Raw genomic sequence first — 14,483 nt, 5'->3', positions numbered from 1 at the left:
AAGGCTCCTTATGTTCTGAATGTCCTGATTGTTCTCAGGGCTTGCAAGATCGAGAGTTGGGGAAATCAGGGGAGGCTCGGTGCTCAGGGGTCTGGGTTGGATTCTAGAAGTTGCTTCTCCATCTGTTTGAGTTCTGTTTGGGTATTGTTTGAGTTCTGTTTGGGTATTGATGGGTATTGATTTGAGTATCTGTTTGAGTCGCTCTCATGGCTCTGGGCGCTCATCAATTTCAAGCTGATCCCCACCTTGATCCCAGTCTTGTTAAGGGAAGTTGGCAGGCAGCGGCTTAGGCGATCGGGGGCGATCGAGCGCTCATACCAACGATTAATTCCGACTCAGCAGCAGGATTACAACAAAATTGTTAAGTTCTACGACTGCTTGGCCGGACTTTTAGGGGCCTCCGGTACGCTAGAGGGTCAATAGCAACCGTGGCACTGGTTGTCGTTTGGGTGAGGAAACTGACCCAACCGCCAGAACCTGTTTTCTACCAAGATCGATCGCCGTCCCCCGTCCCAGGCTGAGGGAGTTCCTAAATTTAGGTCGATCGCGGGCGTTTCCTTTTCCTAAAGCTTCCTAACAAACTGCGTTAGACATTAGCTATGACCGCATTCGCAACCCCCGCCAAGTCATCGATCACCCATCCCGAGGCCAACGGCCAGGCCCAACCCATGGTTGCGGGCGCACCGCCAGCCGACTCCCGTGAACGGGTTGGCCAATGGATGCGCCAAATTCAAGATGAAATTTGCCAGGGACTGACGGCCGCCGATGGGGCGGGTCAGTTCCGTGAAGATGCCTGGGAGCGGCCCGAAGGGGGCGGCGGGCGATCGCGCGTCATCACCAACGGCGGCGTATTTGAGCAAGGCGGAGTCAACTTCTCGGAAGTGTGGGGAACCCAATTGCCCCCTTCGATTTTGACCCAGCGCCCGGAAGCGGCCGGCCATGGCTTCTACGCCACCGGTACTTCCATGGTGCTGCACCCCAAAAGTCCCTACATCCCCACGGTTCACCTCAACTACCGCTACTTTGAAGCGGGCCCCGTGTGGTGGTTTGGAGGCGGCATTGACCTCACCCCCTACTACCCCTTTGTGGAAGATGTGGTGCATTTTCACCAAACCCTGAAGGATGCGTGCGATCGCCACAATCCGCACTACTACGACACCTTCAAGCTCTGGTGCGATGAATATTTCTTCCTGAAGCACCGCAATGAAACCCGTGGGGTTGGCGGCATCTTCTTCGATTACCAAGACGGCACCAACGAACTCTATCGCGGCCCCGATGCCCAGGGCCCCGCCGCCCAACACAGCAAGCAAGTGGGCGTGCCGGCTCAGCGCAATTGGGAAGAGTTGTTCGGCTTCGTGCAAGATTGCGGCCGAGCGTTCCTACCGGCCTACGTGCCGATCGTTGAGCGTCGTCAGTCCCAGGAATATGGCGATCGGGAGCGAAATTTCCAGCTTTATCGTCGGGGACGGTACGTTGAGTTTAACTTGGTGTACGATCGCGGCACGATCTTCGGGCTGCAAACCAACGGTCGCACAGAGTCAATTTTGATGTCTTTGCCGCCACTCGTGCGTTGGGAATATGGCTACCAGCCCGACCCCAACACGCGGGAAGCGAGTCTCTATGAGATCTTCCTGAAGCCGCAGGATTGGCTCAATGCACCCCCTCAAGTGCCTGGACTTGCCTAGCAGCTTGGGGAAAACGGCACTCCGAGACCACTTAAGTCTCCTGGGGTGCCGTGATACAATCCGAAGGAGACTTACCTGTCGAGCGCTGCTTCCGATTGCGTGGTGCTCGTAGCCGGTGCGATCAAATCGAAGCATCAAGCCCCCAGCTTTGTTTCGATCTCCGTGTCCTGACCGGGATCGTTCTTTGCACGTCCACTGGCCCCCGAGTTTGGGTATGGTCATGAAGTGCTTGCCGATCCGCCGCTGTCCTCAACACGATCTGTCGGCCAGCCCCCTTCCTAGTCCCCCAAGAGCGAACAATCCATCATGGAGCAGAAGACCCACACGACCAAAGATGGCACGACGGTAATTGTTCTCACCCCTGAAGGACGGCTGGACATTACGACAGCCTGGCAATTTCGCCTCAAACTGCAAGAATGTATTTCTAAGCTGAGTCCTCATATCGTCGTGAATCTCAGCAAGGTCAACTTCATTGACAGTTCTGGCCTCACCTCGCTCGTTGCCGGGATGCGGGATGCCGATAAGGAAAAAGGCAGTTTTCGCCTCTGTCAGGTACACCCCGAAGCCAAGCTGGTTTTCGAGGTCACCATGATGGATTCCGTATTTGAAATTTTTGATAGTGAAGACCAAGCCCTTGAGGGCACTCCTCGCACGATCGCTAGCTAGGCCTTCACCCTAGCGCGCCATCTGCCCGTTGCAATTAGGTTGTTATCAAACAAAAGGGGCGATCGCCTCCTAGGCAGCGCAAGCCCCGGGCTGCCCGATCGGGAACAGCCAACCTTTCAGCTAGCGCATAGCATCACCCACCACAAGCACTGGAAGATGAGTCCTATGGATCTTCCGGTGCTTGCGGTTTATGGGCCGAATTGGGTACTTTTTGCCTCCGGCCACTGCTCGCGCCACTCTTCGCGCCACTATCTGGCAACTATCTGGCAACTATTCACAACCATTGCCATTGCCCACGGTTCCAGAGCTTGACTGAGGCTGCCCAGTGACGTGACGGATTCGATCGACCCGCCCAGTCACGATCCAAGAGCCATGATAAGGGGGATGATCAAATATTGCAGGACAGTCGCAGTCTTTAAGAATTTTTAACGGCCAGACCTGTGCTAAGCCCTCGGGCAAGGATGAGAATAGGTAAAAGTTCAGTATTGCCCGCTACTAAGCAACAGCCATAGATAAATTTGGTGCGTTACAGTAGGGTGCATTTGAATCGAGCCATACCGAACCATCCGAATCGATCGCCAAGAGGGCCTTCTATATGCTGCAAACGAAACTGCGTTACTCGATCGACGAGATCCGAGACGAAGCCCGCCATCTCGTGGAAACGGGAAACGTGGATCGTCATCAGCCCCTCTATGTCCTCTGCCAATTTATTCCGCCTCGGGAATGGACTTGTGTGGAGTTTGAGCTAGAGCGGTGTGACTATCTACTCCGGGACTGCGTGGGAGACCTGCTCAGTCACGAAGAATGGACTAACGATTAAGACCAGCAGCCCCATCAAGCGCACATTAATTGGCTTGCCAAACCCTAAGCGATCGCGTGAGATGACGTGGGCGCTGTTACCCATCAAATTTTCAACTTTCGCTCGCCAGATCAAACAATCAACTGCCGATCGGCTGAGGCACATAAATTCTCCCACTGCGATTCATCCAGACCTATTCGGATTCAGCTTCATTGAGACTCACCCAAAGATCTAAGCAGTCCTAATCAGGTCTAGTTAACTCCGGTTGAATTTATTGCATTGATTAATTTGACTTAATTTATCAATCAATGGATTGAACGGAACATCGATCGATGAATCTCCATGGATATCTGAAACCACGCTGAAGTAATTTAGACTGCCAAACGGCACAACTGTTGACCAGGCAAGGAGCTGACGTTCCTTGCCTGTTTATGTTTAAACTGTTTTACTAAAATATTTTCAGAAAAACTTCTACTACAGCCCTTATCTCGATTACTAAGCACAGTTGTCTGTAGGGTGGGCAGTGCCCACCGAACCGTTGATTCATGGCATTTGCGATATGACGTGCCAATTATTTTAGGTAAAGGCTGTATCTAATTTTAGTTTTTAGATGGCTAAGTTTTTAGATTTTGAAGAGAGCTTAAGCAAGAAAATTTGCAGAAAATAATTTACAGAAAATAATCCATAACAGGAAAATCAAATAAGAAAACAAGGAGCAAAAGCCCCTTGTTTTATCAGCGATCGATCAGTTGTATTTGGTTGTGTATTTAGTTGCTGTGTTGACTTGCTTTTGAGAGTCGAAGGTTTCAGTTTTGAGACTCAAACCGAAGGCTCAGGCAAACGCCTTAAACCACTTGTTCAATTTCGGCAATTTCGGGGATCACTTCCTTCAGACGACGCTCAATGCCCATCCGCAGGGTCATGGCCGAGCTGGGACAAGAACCACAAGCACCTTGGAGACGCAGCTTGACAACGGGCCCGTCAATTTCAACAAGCTGAACGTTGCCGCCGTCAGCCATCAGGTAGGGGCGCAGTTCATCAAGGGTGGTTTCGACGTTTTCAACAGTGAGGGGTAGGGTCATGGCGAGCGTTCTGGATTTAGCAAAACGGATGAGGATTTTCCTTGGAGGGATGACCTCAGGGCGGGCGATGGATAGGTCGCTGGATCGTGCGATCGCCCGTCCTTTAGTGTATCGCCTGACTTGCTTACTTTTACAACAGGCAAGTTGCTAAATCTGGTTCATGCTCCCGAGTCGTGCTCTTGAGTCATGCCCGCAATTTGACAGGATTTCAGTTCATGGAGAATCGCTCACGGCCAGTTGCCCGGGCCGCTCGTTCGTGGCTGTTCGTTCGTGGCTGTTTGCTCGTGGCTGTTAGCGCACCAAAATCGTGAAGGTCAAGGGAGGAAGCTCCGTTTCGCCCACTTGGGCCACGGACAACCGGTAGCGATCGCCCGGTTTGACGTTCCGCATGGACAGGCGCAGGAGGCCTTCCCCAGCCGCTTGCACGGAGGCCTGCGGGCCGTGGAGGGTGGCAGTGCCCGTGCCGGGAAGCCGGAGGGTGAGGTTCAAGGCAGGGCGATCGGCTTGGGGGATGTAGTGGGCCTCAATTCGCAAAGCACCACCGTCAGCTAGCCATTCTTGGGTGACCTGGGGGGTTTTGGCGCTGAGTTCGAGGGTCAGGCGGTTCAGCAGTTCCCGCGCGGCCAACAGGGCAATGGTCATTTGCTGCTGGGGGTTGGCGCGATCATATTCCACATATTCCATGGGAAAACGATTGGCAGCACCGGTACGCACGGCCGTTGCCCAGCGCAACACGACGGAGGCTTGGGCATTCAGCAGGCGATCTTGGTCGGGAAATAGCTCATCCACGGCTTGCATGAGGGCTACGCCTTCTTTGAGAGCCTGGGCGGCAACGGTTTGACAAGCGGCTAAGAGTCGTTCGGCCAAGTCCGCTGGCAGGTTCGTGGGCAGGTTGAGCTGCTGGAACTGCCGTAGCCAGGGATTTTGGGGAACTTGGGCGATCGAGGGCGCGTCCTCGTAAGTGTCGCGATAATCTAGCGCCGCTTCAGACGACTCCCAAGGAAACAGGGGAGGGCGCTGGGAGGCTTCTAGAATCAACCGCTGTTTCAGCAGGGCGTGATAGCGCTGGTCAACGACGGGCATTGCATCAAGTTCGAGCATAGGATTCGCAACCGATAAATCGCTGGGAGATAGCGATCGCGCTGGTGCGGGGTTGATCGCCGGATCCGCAAGGGCAGAAAAGTCACCCTCTAGGAGGTCAGCGGGATCGAAGGCATGGGCAGCGAGGGCCTGTTCGATCGCCTGATCAATCTCGATCGGCTCAAGCTGGGTTGCCCCAAGTTCAATCGGCTCAGGCGATCGGGACTGATCAGGGGTGGTTGTGGGGTCGAGTTCCTTGGCCACATCCAATAACTGGCCCAAGAGCTGCGCTTGCAACGCACCGGGAACGCTATCTAAGTTGCTATTCATCTGTCCCCCTCCTCGTTCCGGACTCTGTGCGATTACGAATTTCCCAAGCGGTTTCCAGCAACTTGAACCATAGCTTTTGCACTTGAGAAGCGCTGATTCCCATCGCTTGGGCTACGGTTCGATCGTCTGATCCCGCGCGTTTTAGCTCCACCAATTTGGTAATTTCCGGGCCCAGTTGATTGAGCAAACTTTCCCATTGACGAGGGGTTAAGCCTAAATCGCGCTCCAAATCCACATCAAGCCACTGGTGAACCAATTCCCAACGGTGGAGCAAGGCAAAGCGAATGAGGTGATATTTGAAACGTTGTTGTAAGTAATCGCGCTGACGAGCATCCAGCCCCAACACCTTTTCAATTTCGCTGGCGGATAAGTCTTTTAATCGCAGCACCAAATAGTTAACGCATTCCTCTTGGTTGCGATCGCGCAGATAAGCAATTAATTCATCCACAACCGCCTGGCGCAGGGCCCCATCCATCACATCGGTGGATTCCTTGGCGCTGATTCGATCGCGCACCTGCTGCACCGATGCATCATCCCAGGAGTAGCCCTCACCGCTATCACTGGCGCTTTCGGCGGCCTGATCCATGTCGATCGAAGTTTCCGGGGGCTGTTGACGGGCAAAGGTTTGGGCCCGCAACACAATTAACTGCTGCGATCGTCCACCGGGCAACGGAATCCGGCGCTTGGCGTAGCGCTCCACAAACGCCATATATTCCGCCAACTCCAGCCGTACCCGAGGGGTGTAGTCCGGGGGCAACTGGTTTTCGCGCCGAAAGGCCCCCAGCGCCTCCACGTAAAATCCCTGGAGGAAATCCTCGATCGCCAACAGCCGCGCTTGATAGCTCGTGCGCGATCGGGCTGGGGAAATGTATCGGTAAATGATGGCGCTGAGGGTACTGTGCAACTCGGCTCGGCCGCGTTGGGATCCCAATTGGTAATAGCGCAAATTCTGTTGCAATCGGTGACGAGCCAGGCTGTGGGCCCAACCCAACACATCCCCGGAAGACTGGATCCGACGACTTTCAGTACAGATGCGATCGACTTCCGCCGCAATTCGATCGGCCACCGCTGTACAAACCGCCTCTGGAGCCGTCGTTCCTGACCGCAACTCCCGCTGCAATAAATCGATCGTCGATTCCACGCCCCTACAACTCTCGTCTGATGCCAACATTACAACCGACCATTGCGACTGATGCCACCCCAAGACTCCGGAGATGTCCTACGGAACGGTTTACCATGACAAGCATAATCGACTCAGCGATGACCACCACGAGCGATTACGCTGCCTGTGCGATCGGTAACCCCAATTAGCCCCCAACAACTTGCCACAAAATCCGCAGGTACAATGCTTGCGGCCGAGCGCAACGATGGTTGTGGCACGAGCGATCGTTGCTAGGACTGTTACTAGGGCGATTGCCAAAGCCGCCGCCCGCCCTGCCTAGCTTGACCGTCATTTTTCGTCTTTTTCATTGAACCTATGGATATTGAAAGCCAAATTCAAATTCTGATCGACAATGCTCCCCAAGACGGTCAAACTCCCGAAATCGTTGCCGCGATCGCCCCAGCATTGATCTACTTCGCCAACCAACTGAGTCGCGAAGACTACTACATCCTACAAACCCTGAATGGCGATTGGGTGCGCGTCACCCTCGGGAACCGCCGCGAACAGGGAATCGAGAAAAATGTGGTCTACGCCTTTCCCACCTTGCAAGACGCAGCCCGCGGCCCCATGCCCACCAAAGATCCCAACTTGATGGCCGCCCCGTTTCCCGTCACGCATATCCTGTTTCAACTGATGGCAATGGAAACGATCGATAGCCTCGTGTTTTTCGACATCCCCGGTGATGTGATGCAGGGCATTGAAGTGACCCGAGAAGCCTTTCAGGAAACCGTTCGCAACCTCTTTTCCCAAGTTCAACAGTGGCAAGAAGGCGACATGATTCCCAATCCGCTGCCCAATAGCGCCACAACGATCCCTTCAGATTTTGCATAGAATTTACATAGAAAGCGTTGAGCCAGTTCTACGATCCAGACTCATCAGTTCACAGTAGTAATTGATGACCATTGATTGGGATTCAGTCCAATCAATCCCCAACGATCACCCGATCAGTCTCTAGTCAATCATGCGATCTTTTGCACTCATCTAGCCCCTTGTTGCCCCTTTCACAGGCATCCTCAAAACAGAAGGAGGATGAGTCTTGACGAAGTAATTGAGTGATCAACATTATTTCTGTCTCTCCTCCACTTCAGGAAAGAGCAGGAGTTACGGCACAAGCAGGCTGGCAATTTCCATTCGAGTCTTAAAAACAACAAGAGTCACCTCAGTGTTAACCATTGAGGTGACTTTCGTATTATTTGTGGCGATTGACTCATTGCCAGCGACTGTGACTCGCAATGACTAACAGTTGTAGTGGCAAGTCATTACTGCGAACGACGATCGCAGACTGTCACTTTAAGAAATCACCATGAATTATTGTTGTGGGTTATCAACAGGCTCAGAAGTCAATCATGACTACGAAGGGCGCAGAAAACTGCTGACTTTACTAACACCAAGCCTGAAGATTACAACACCTTAGACCACTGAGGATGCAGCAAAGGCAACTGCCAAAGTTAGCCCCAGGAATAAGACAGCGGCCCCACCCAGTTGTGCGTAGCGGCGCTGTTCCCAGAAGGTGGGGTAATGCGCGTAGTACATCTTCGGCTCTTTGGCGTAGTTGTTCAGTTGGCCGGTTTCGTTAACGGTGGTGTACATGGCACTGCTCCGAAGGATGTGGGGGCTGTTTGTTGCCCTGTGTTTCACAGTGTAACACTATGTAAACTTTTCTTGCAACATACTTGACGAAAATTATTTTATTTTCCTCATTCGGAGCTAAAAGCCTTGGTGGTCATCAGTCCAGCCCTCGGATCAATCCACATTTCATCGTTTAATCGGCACATGCGTTAATAACGATTTAAAAATCACTACAGATTGCTTGCTTTAGGCCCGATCGCGCCCGGGGGCGGAAACGCAAGGCTATACTCGTTTTTGAGCGGGGATCGTCCTTGTCCAGTTCTTCAGCCCCCGTTCATCGCTTCCTATGTCCTCCCCGATCGCCCCGTGGCCCGATCGCCCTTGCCGCTTTGCCGTCATCAGCGATTTACATGTCGCTTTGCCCCACACGGTTTGGGATCATCCGAGTCGATTTCACTTGGTGGAGGTGGCGATTCCGGCCCTGGAGCAAATCCTGGAGCGACTGGAGCTACTAAATTTAGATTTCCTGTTGTTGCCTGGTGACCTGACTCAACATGGCGAGCCAGAAAATCATCAGTGGTTGGTGCAACGGCTGAAACAGTTGCCCTATCCGGTTTATGTGGTTCCGGGCAACCATGATTTTCCTGCCCAATCGAGTTACCCACGCATCACGACCCTGCCGGAGTTTGTGACGCTGTATCGGGACTTTGGCTATGGGGATTCTCCGCAGCCCTATTACATTCAAGAGTTGTTGCCCGGCCTGAAGCTGATTGGTCTGAATTCCAATCAACTTGCAGAAGATGGCAAGGAAATTGTTGGGGCGATCGATGCGGAGCAAATGGACTGGCTCGATCGCACCCTCGCCCAGCTCAACCCGCAGGATCTGACCCTGGTGATGGTGCATCACAATGTGGTGGAGCATTTGCCGGAACAGGCAACTCACCCCCTGGGCAGTCGCTACATGCTCCAAAATGCGATCGAACTGCGCCAAAAGCTGCGATCGGCCGGGATCCAGTTAGTTTTTACGGGCCATCTCCATGTGCAGGACATTGCCGAAGCTGACGGCCTCTATGACATCACCACCGGCTCCTTAGTCAGTTACCCCCATCCATTCCGCTTGGTCACCTTGCGGCGCGATCGCGCGGGTCATCCTTGGTTGGAGGTGGAATCGGGCCGCGTGAAGTCTGTTCCCGGTTGGGAAGATTTGCCCGCCCTTTCTCGGCAGTGGATGGGCGATCGGAGTCCGCCGTTTATGTTGAAAATGTTGATGTATGGCGGTTTGGGGCTGTCGCAAGACGAAGCGCTCTTGCTGGCTCCCCAGTTACGGAATTTCTGGGCCGATGTGGCCAATGGGGACACACTCTTTGAGTTTCAGCAATTGCCCCCGATCGTACGGGACTATTGCCAACAATTTGGGGCGATCGGCCCCGACGGCTCGATCGCACGCATCGACAACCACATCGCCCTGCGCCTCTAGAAACATCAAACCCAGCCAGCCATCTTCAAGGCAACGGCTCGCCCTGTCCTCATCCCCCAAAAGCAGACCAGGGGCCCACAAAAACAGACAAGGGGCTTAAGCCCCTTGCCCCCGCGCGATCGTTGGCTATTCAATGCCAAATTCCGCGCCCTCAGCTTTTTCATCACTGCAAGCCAATCGCCCCACAGTGCAAATCATGCAGCGCCGGTTACACAGTCTCAGCCACGCCGCAGCGCCGCCGCATCCTAAACCGCAGCCACCAACGGCTCCGAAGCCGACGGCCGACGATTAATCACCTGGTCAATCAGGCCATAGTCCTGGGCTTCTCCAGCCGACATGAAGAAATCACGTTCCGTGTCCTCTTCAATGCGGCTCAGGGGTTGACCCGTGTGATCCGCCAGGCAACGGTTGAGATTGGCCTTGTGATACAGAATTTCCTTAGCTTGGATTTCGATATCCGTTGCTTGGCCCTGTGCGCCGCCCAAGGGTTGGTGAATCATAATTCGGGAGTTCGGCAAGCTCATCCGTTTGCCCTTTTCACCGGCACTGAGCAAAAACGCTCCCATGCTGGCCGCCAGACCAACGCAGATGGTGCAAACGCTCGGGCGGATGTGATTCATCGTGTCATAGATGCCCATGCCAGCCGTCACCGAACCCCCAGGGGAGTTGATGTACAGGTAGATATCCTGTTCGGGATCTTCCGCGTCAAGGAACAGGAGCTGCGCCACGATCGAGTTGGCCACATCCGCATCGATCGCCGTTCCCAAAAACACAATGCGCTCCCGCAGCAACCGGGAATAAATATCAAAAGCGCGTTCGCCGCGGCCAGATTGTTCGATAACAGTCGGGATCATGCGCGTCCTATGGCTTGTGAATGACCTGAAACAACCTTGATTCTAGCGAGTTGCGCCAAATACCTTCTAGGGGTCTCGATACGGGTCTCCGCCCTCAGGTCTGCTCGATCGCGATGGAGCCTAGGCTGAACAGGCTAGTCGCCCATTTCACGCTCTCGATTCTGAGCAAGGTCGATCGACGCTCAATAGGCTGATCCACCATTCCCCGGCGATTTTTCAGCCAGCCAGAGCACAAGATCAGCAACGCTACGCCAAAAACCCAGAGACAAAAAAATCCAGAGACAAAAAAAGGGGTGGTGTGTCAATCACACTCACCCAATGAACCGTTGTCGTAAAAAGAGAGTTAGAGCAGGAAAAGAGAGTTAGAGCAGGGTCTGTGGAGATTGTCAGAGATGTCAGACAGAGATGGCACGCTGCGGAGACCCCAAAGGGGTGACTTTTTTGTTTCGTCCGCAAGCGCGTGAATGCAATGGAGTTTTTAGCCCTTATTGCGTTTTCAGCACTTTCATAACTTTAAGGGTATGCGAAAACCCCTAGCTGTCTGTAAAGCTAGGATGAACTTTCGCCCATTCCGTATGAACCTTTGGTAAAGAATTACTAGGCTCCAAGGACAAGGGCTGAATTGAGTTGGGTTGAGTTGAATGGGGCTGAGAGGTTGACCCAGCATTGCAACTGGTTAAACGACTTCTCGCCCAGCGTTTACCCCATCTGTTTTTTATCCGTGTCTGACTGTCTGACTATCTAACCGTCTGGCTATCTGCTATTCGCGGTCTGCTTTTTTCGTGACTGGCTTATTTTCGGCCAGCTTTACACGCCAAAGCAGAGTTGATCGTTTCCCGCCACTTGGTTCGCCCGTGGAGGTGATCCAACTTTTGGCGATCGGGGCTGACCAGGCGGGGGGATGCCAGTATTTTGCCGGTTGAACTCTGATTTGGAAAGGGCGGGGGTCAGTTTTTTGATCGCCACAGGGCGATCGCCCGGATCACCCCCAGCCCACTCCTCTCGTTGAACTAACTAATTAATTCAATGAGTCGCTCGCAAACGATTCGCGAACTATTCGCTGATGGCTCCTACCGCTCCCGAATAGATGGCTCCGCGCGGTGCATCCAAGGTCACGATCGCCCCGTCACGAATGGCATCGGTAGCCCCATCCACACCCACAATCACGGGAATGCCTAACCGCTGGGCGATAGTGGCGGCGTGCCCCGTCAGGCTGCCATCTTCGGTAATCACGCCACCGGCACGGCGAATCGCTTCAATGCAATCAACACTGGTAGCAGGAGCCACAAGGATTTCGCCCGCTTCCAGGGAGTTGGCATCCATCAGGTTTTTCACCACCCGGGCCCGACCGCTAACGGAGCTTTGGCCAATGCCACGGCCACGGCCCAACACGGAGGTCACCACTTCTACTTTGATCAAGTCTGTGGAACCGGAAATGCCTTGCAACGTACCGGCGGTCATCACCACCAAATCCCCTTCGCGCAGAACGTACTGTTCTTGGGCCAGCCCGATCGCCGCTTGCAGGGTTTGGGTGGGAGATGGCAAATCCAACACCATCAGCGGCCGCACTCCCCACACCAATTGCAATTGGCGGGCGATGTTGACATGGGGCGTAACGGCCAAAATTGGCGTACTAGGACGGAATTTAGAAACGTTGCGGGCGGTGGCTCCGGACTTGGTGAGGGTTACGATCGCCGCTGCATCCAACTGGGCCGCAATGTCCCCAACAGCCTTGGAAATCGCATTCGGGATCGATCGCCCAGCACTTTCCAAATCGAACTGGAATTTCTCCTGTTCAATCCGCACGGCAATCCGAGCCATGGTGGCCACGGCTTCCACGGGATATTGACCCACAGCGGTTTCGTTGGACAGCATCACCGCATCAGTACCGTCCAAAATGGCATTCGCCACGTCGGAAATTTCCGCACGGGTGGGCCGCGGGTTGCTGACCATGCTGTCGAGCATCTGGGTGGCCGTAATGATCGGGATGCCTAGACGATTAGCCGTGCGAATCAAGCGCTTTTGCAGAACGGGCACGTCTTCGGCGGGCAGTTCAACCCCCAGATCGCCCCGCGCCACCATCACCCCGTTACAAAGGGAGAGGATGGCCTCCATCTGCTCGATCGCCTCGTGCTTTTCGATTTTGGCGATCACGGGCACGTTTTTGCCCCGGCTGGCAATCATTTCGCGGATTTCCAGCACGTCTTGGGGATTGCGCACAAAGCTCAACGCCACCCAATCGACCCCTTGATCGAGGCCGAACATCAAATCTTCTTTATCCTTGTCGGTCAAAGCCTTGATCGACAGGTAAACCCCGGGAAAGTTCACGCCCTTGTTGTTCGAGAGGCGGCCGCCAACAATGGTGCGGCAGTGGAGATCGCCCTTGGCTCGATCGACCCGTTCCACGACCATTTCCACGCGCCCATCATCGAGCAAAATCGTGGCATTTTCAGGAACTTCTTCCGCCAGCAAATCGTAAGTGACGGAGCTTGCGTCCTGAGTGCCCACCACTTCCCGGCTGGTGAGCACGAAGGGATCGCCCTTTTGCAACACAATTGACCCTTCAGCAAATTTGCCGAGCCGAATTTTCGGGCCCTGAAGGTCTTGCAGAATCGCCACCGGCTGATTCAGCTCAAAGGAGATTTGCCGAATCAGCTTAATGTTGGACTGGTGGTCGGCATGGCTGCCATGGGAGAAGTTGAGGCGAAGCGTCGTGGCACCGGCTTCAATGAGCGATCGCAACACATCGGGCGTGTTAGTGGCGGGGCCAATGGTGGCGACGATTTTGGTGCGGCGCAAGGGCTGTGGCGAGTCCATGAATGTCTCGAAACGTTGCGGGTACTACGATACCATCGATGGAGTCCTCTCTCTGCTATGGGCCATGCGATCGACCTGGGACTGCTTGCTAGAGAACGTGGGTGAGTGGTACGGCTCCTTTGCCACGGTGGATGACCAAGGACAACTCCTCAGCGATCGCCCCAGCATCACCAGCATTACCCCCCTCGAAGGCGGCAAAACTATCTATCAACGGGTGCGCCAATTTGCCCCCACGGCCGATGGACAGTTTCCCGAAATCGAAACCGCTGCCCCCGTTCAAGATTTAGAACTCACCTACAGCAACCTGGGGCGAGGCTTCTTAGCCCTCGAAACCGGCGCATTTTCCCAAGGTTCCATGCAATTAGGGCCCTTTTCCGAATTTGGGGCCGAGTTGGGATTGGTGGCTCGGCCCTTGCGGGTGCGGGTCGTGATTCGCTACGACAAGGCGGCGCAGTTAATGCCCCTTTCCCTGATTCGGGAAACCCTGGATCCTATGCCAACCCTGCCGCCGGGGGAGCCGCTCACGCCTGAAGCGCTGTTAACCGCGCTGCCAGGGGTTTGGCAAGGACAGTGGGTGACGGTCTATCCCGATTTTCAGCCGGCCCAAACAGGCATGTCGCACTTGGAAGTTCGGCGATCGGGCGATCGGCTGGTGCAAACACTCAAGTTCGGGAATCAGGCGATCGGCTCTGACGCGGCGATCGTGGGGAATCGGCTGGAGTTCCGCGCAGGCAACAGCACAGTGCTCCTGCTGCCCAACGGGATTTCGGCCACCTTTCCCACGCAACTCAATTATCGACAGCCGCTCTTTTTGGAGGCCGGTTGGCTAATCAACCCCAATCTGCGCCAACGACTGATCCGCAGCTACGATGCCCAAGGAGCCTGGGCTAGCCTAACTCTGGTGACTGAAGAGCGCGTCGCCTAAGTTGCCCCAACAACCCTGGCCCAGTGACGAGGCGCGA

The 14,483-nt window shown here is 54.4% G+C and carries 12 protein-coding genes; 6 read left to right on the top strand and 6 right to left on the bottom strand.

The features are described 5' to 3' along the window. Positions 1-668: 668 nt before the first annotated feature. The 3 genes from hemF (at position 669) to ACZA91_RS09780 (ending at position 3,171) form a co-directional block, all read left to right on the top strand. The gene (gene hemF, locus ACZA91_RS09790) at positions 669-1,685 is read left to right on the top strand and encodes an oxygen-dependent coproporphyrinogen oxidase (protein ID WP_234406460.1); all 1,017 of its coding nucleotides are present in this window, start codon (positions 669-671) and stop codon (positions 1,683-1,685) included. 306 nt (positions 1,686-1,991) lie between these two features. Continuing rightward, positions 1,992-2,351 carry an STAS domain-containing protein gene (locus ACZA91_RS09785; protein WP_099531579.1) on the top strand — a complete coding sequence of 120 codons (360 nt, stop codon included), beginning with the start codon at positions 1,992-1,994 and terminating at the stop codon, positions 2,349-2,351. A gap of 595 nt (positions 2,352-2,946) precedes the next feature. Next, on the top strand, positions 2,947-3,171 hold the full coding sequence (locus tag ACZA91_RS09780) for a DUF4327 family protein (RefSeq protein WP_099531580.1): 225 nt from the start codon (positions 2,947-2,949) through the stop codon (positions 3,169-3,171). Positions 3,172-3,995: 824 nt separating this feature from the next. Here the strand turns inward: ACZA91_RS09780 and ACZA91_RS09775 are convergent. From ACZA91_RS09775 to hetZ, 3 genes are all read right to left on the bottom strand, one after another. Continuing rightward, positions 3,996-4,232 (bottom strand): NifU family protein, encoded by a 237-nt coding sequence (locus ACZA91_RS09775; RefSeq protein WP_099531583.1) that lies wholly within the window; start codon positions 4,230-4,232, stop codon positions 3,996-3,998. A gap of 291 nt (positions 4,233-4,523) precedes the next feature. Further along, positions 4,524-5,642, bottom strand: a complete 1,119-nt coding sequence (locus ACZA91_RS09770; protein WP_463182139.1) for a hypothetical protein — start codon at positions 5,640-5,642, stop codon at positions 4,524-4,526. Further along, complete coding sequence (gene hetZ / locus ACZA91_RS09765) at positions 5,635-6,813, bottom strand: heterocyst differentiation protein HetZ (protein WP_099531585.1); 1,179 nt, start codon at positions 6,811-6,813, stop codon at positions 5,635-5,637. Before hetZ ends, ACZA91_RS09770 begins: the two co-directional genes overlap by 8 nt. Before the next feature lie 306 nt (positions 6,814-7,119). Between hetZ and ACZA91_RS09760 the strand changes: the two genes are divergently transcribed. Then, positions 7,120-7,635 carry a hypothetical protein gene (locus ACZA91_RS09760; RefSeq protein ID WP_190355580.1) on the top strand — a complete coding sequence of 172 codons (516 nt, stop codon included), beginning with the start codon at positions 7,120-7,122 and terminating at the stop codon, positions 7,633-7,635. Between the two features lie 579 nt (positions 7,636-8,214). On the opposite strand, the gene psb34 is transcribed toward ACZA91_RS09760, so the two are convergent. Next, entirely contained in the window at positions 8,215-8,394 is a 180-nt protein-coding gene (gene psb34 / locus ACZA91_RS09755) for a photosystem II assembly protein Psb34 (RefSeq protein WP_099531587.1), read from the bottom strand. 325 nt (positions 8,395-8,719) lie between these two features. On the opposite strand from psb34, the gene ACZA91_RS09750 reads away from it, so the two are divergent. Further along, positions 8,720-9,850 (top strand): metallophosphoesterase family protein, encoded by a 1,131-nt coding sequence (locus tag ACZA91_RS09750; protein WP_463182135.1) that lies wholly within the window; start codon positions 8,720-8,722, stop codon positions 9,848-9,850. A 245-nt stretch (positions 9,851-10,095) separates the two neighbouring features. Here the strand turns inward: ACZA91_RS09750 and clpP are convergent, their stop codons facing one another. Together clpP and pyk are read right to left on the bottom strand one after the other, a co-directional pair. Continuing rightward, the gene (gene clpP, locus ACZA91_RS09745; protein ID WP_099531589.1) at positions 10,096-10,704 is read right to left on the bottom strand and encodes an ATP-dependent Clp endopeptidase proteolytic subunit ClpP; all 609 of its coding nucleotides are present in this window, start codon (positions 10,702-10,704) and stop codon (positions 10,096-10,098) included. A gap of 1,053 nt (positions 10,705-11,757) precedes the next feature. Continuing rightward, positions 11,758-13,521, bottom strand: coding sequence for a pyruvate kinase (gene pyk / locus ACZA91_RS09740; protein ID WP_190534350.1), 1,764 nt, complete (start codon positions 13,519-13,521; stop codon positions 11,758-11,760). Here pyk and ACZA91_RS09735 point away from each other — a divergent pair. Beyond that, positions 13,475-14,446, top strand: coding sequence for a DUF3598 family protein (locus ACZA91_RS09735; RefSeq protein ID WP_242037340.1), 972 nt, complete (start codon positions 13,475-13,477; stop codon positions 14,444-14,446). The two genes, pyk and ACZA91_RS09735, sit on opposite strands and share 47 nt — an antisense overlap. Positions 14,447-14,483: the final 37 nt, after the last annotated feature.

The sequence above is a fragment of the Limnothrix sp. CMB-01 genome (assembly GCF_055193175.1).
Note: the sequence above shows the minus strand (reverse complement) of the source record. Positions and strands in the feature narration are given on the sequence as shown.

Bases quoted from the DNA above. Each gene is read 5' to 3' on its own strand.
- hemF (WP_234406460.1), top strand. From the start codon at position 669: ATGGTTGCGGGCGCACCGCCAGCCGACTCCCGTGAACGGGTTGGCCAA.
- ACZA91_RS09785 (WP_099531579.1), top strand. From the start codon at position 1,992: ATGGAGCAGAAGACCCACACGACCAAAGATGGCACGACGGTAATTGTT.
- ACZA91_RS09770 (WP_463182139.1), bottom strand. From the start codon at position 5,642: ATGAATAGCAACTTAGATAGCGTTCCCGGTGCGTTGCAAGCGCAGCTC.
- hetZ (WP_099531585.1), bottom strand. From the start codon at position 6,813: ATGTTGGCATCAGACGAGAGTTGTAGGGGCGTGGAATCGACGATCGAT.
- psb34 (WP_099531587.1), bottom strand. From the start codon at position 8,394: ATGTACACCACCGTTAACGAAACCGGCCAACTGAACAACTACGCCAAA.
- ACZA91_RS09775 (WP_099531583.1), bottom strand. From the start codon at position 4,232: ATGACCCTACCCCTCACTGTTGAAAACGTCGAAACCACCCTTGATGAA.
- ACZA91_RS09760 (WP_190355580.1), top strand. From the start codon at position 7,120: ATGGATATTGAAAGCCAAATTCAAATTCTGATCGACAATGCTCCCCAA.
- ACZA91_RS09735 (WP_242037340.1), top strand. From the start codon at position 13,475: ATGGTGGCGACGATTTTGGTGCGGCGCAAGGGCTGTGGCGAGTCCATG.
- ACZA91_RS09780 (WP_099531580.1), top strand. From the start codon at position 2,947: ATGCTGCAAACGAAACTGCGTTACTCGATCGACGAGATCCGAGACGAA.
- pyk (WP_190534350.1), bottom strand. From the start codon at position 13,521: ATGGACTCGCCACAGCCCTTGCGCCGCACCAAAATCGTCGCCACCATT.
- clpP (WP_099531589.1), bottom strand. From the start codon at position 10,704: ATGATCCCGACTGTTATCGAACAATCTGGCCGCGGCGAACGCGCTTTT.
- ACZA91_RS09750 (WP_463182135.1), top strand. From the start codon at position 8,720: ATGTCCTCCCCGATCGCCCCGTGGCCCGATCGCCCTTGCCGCTTTGCC.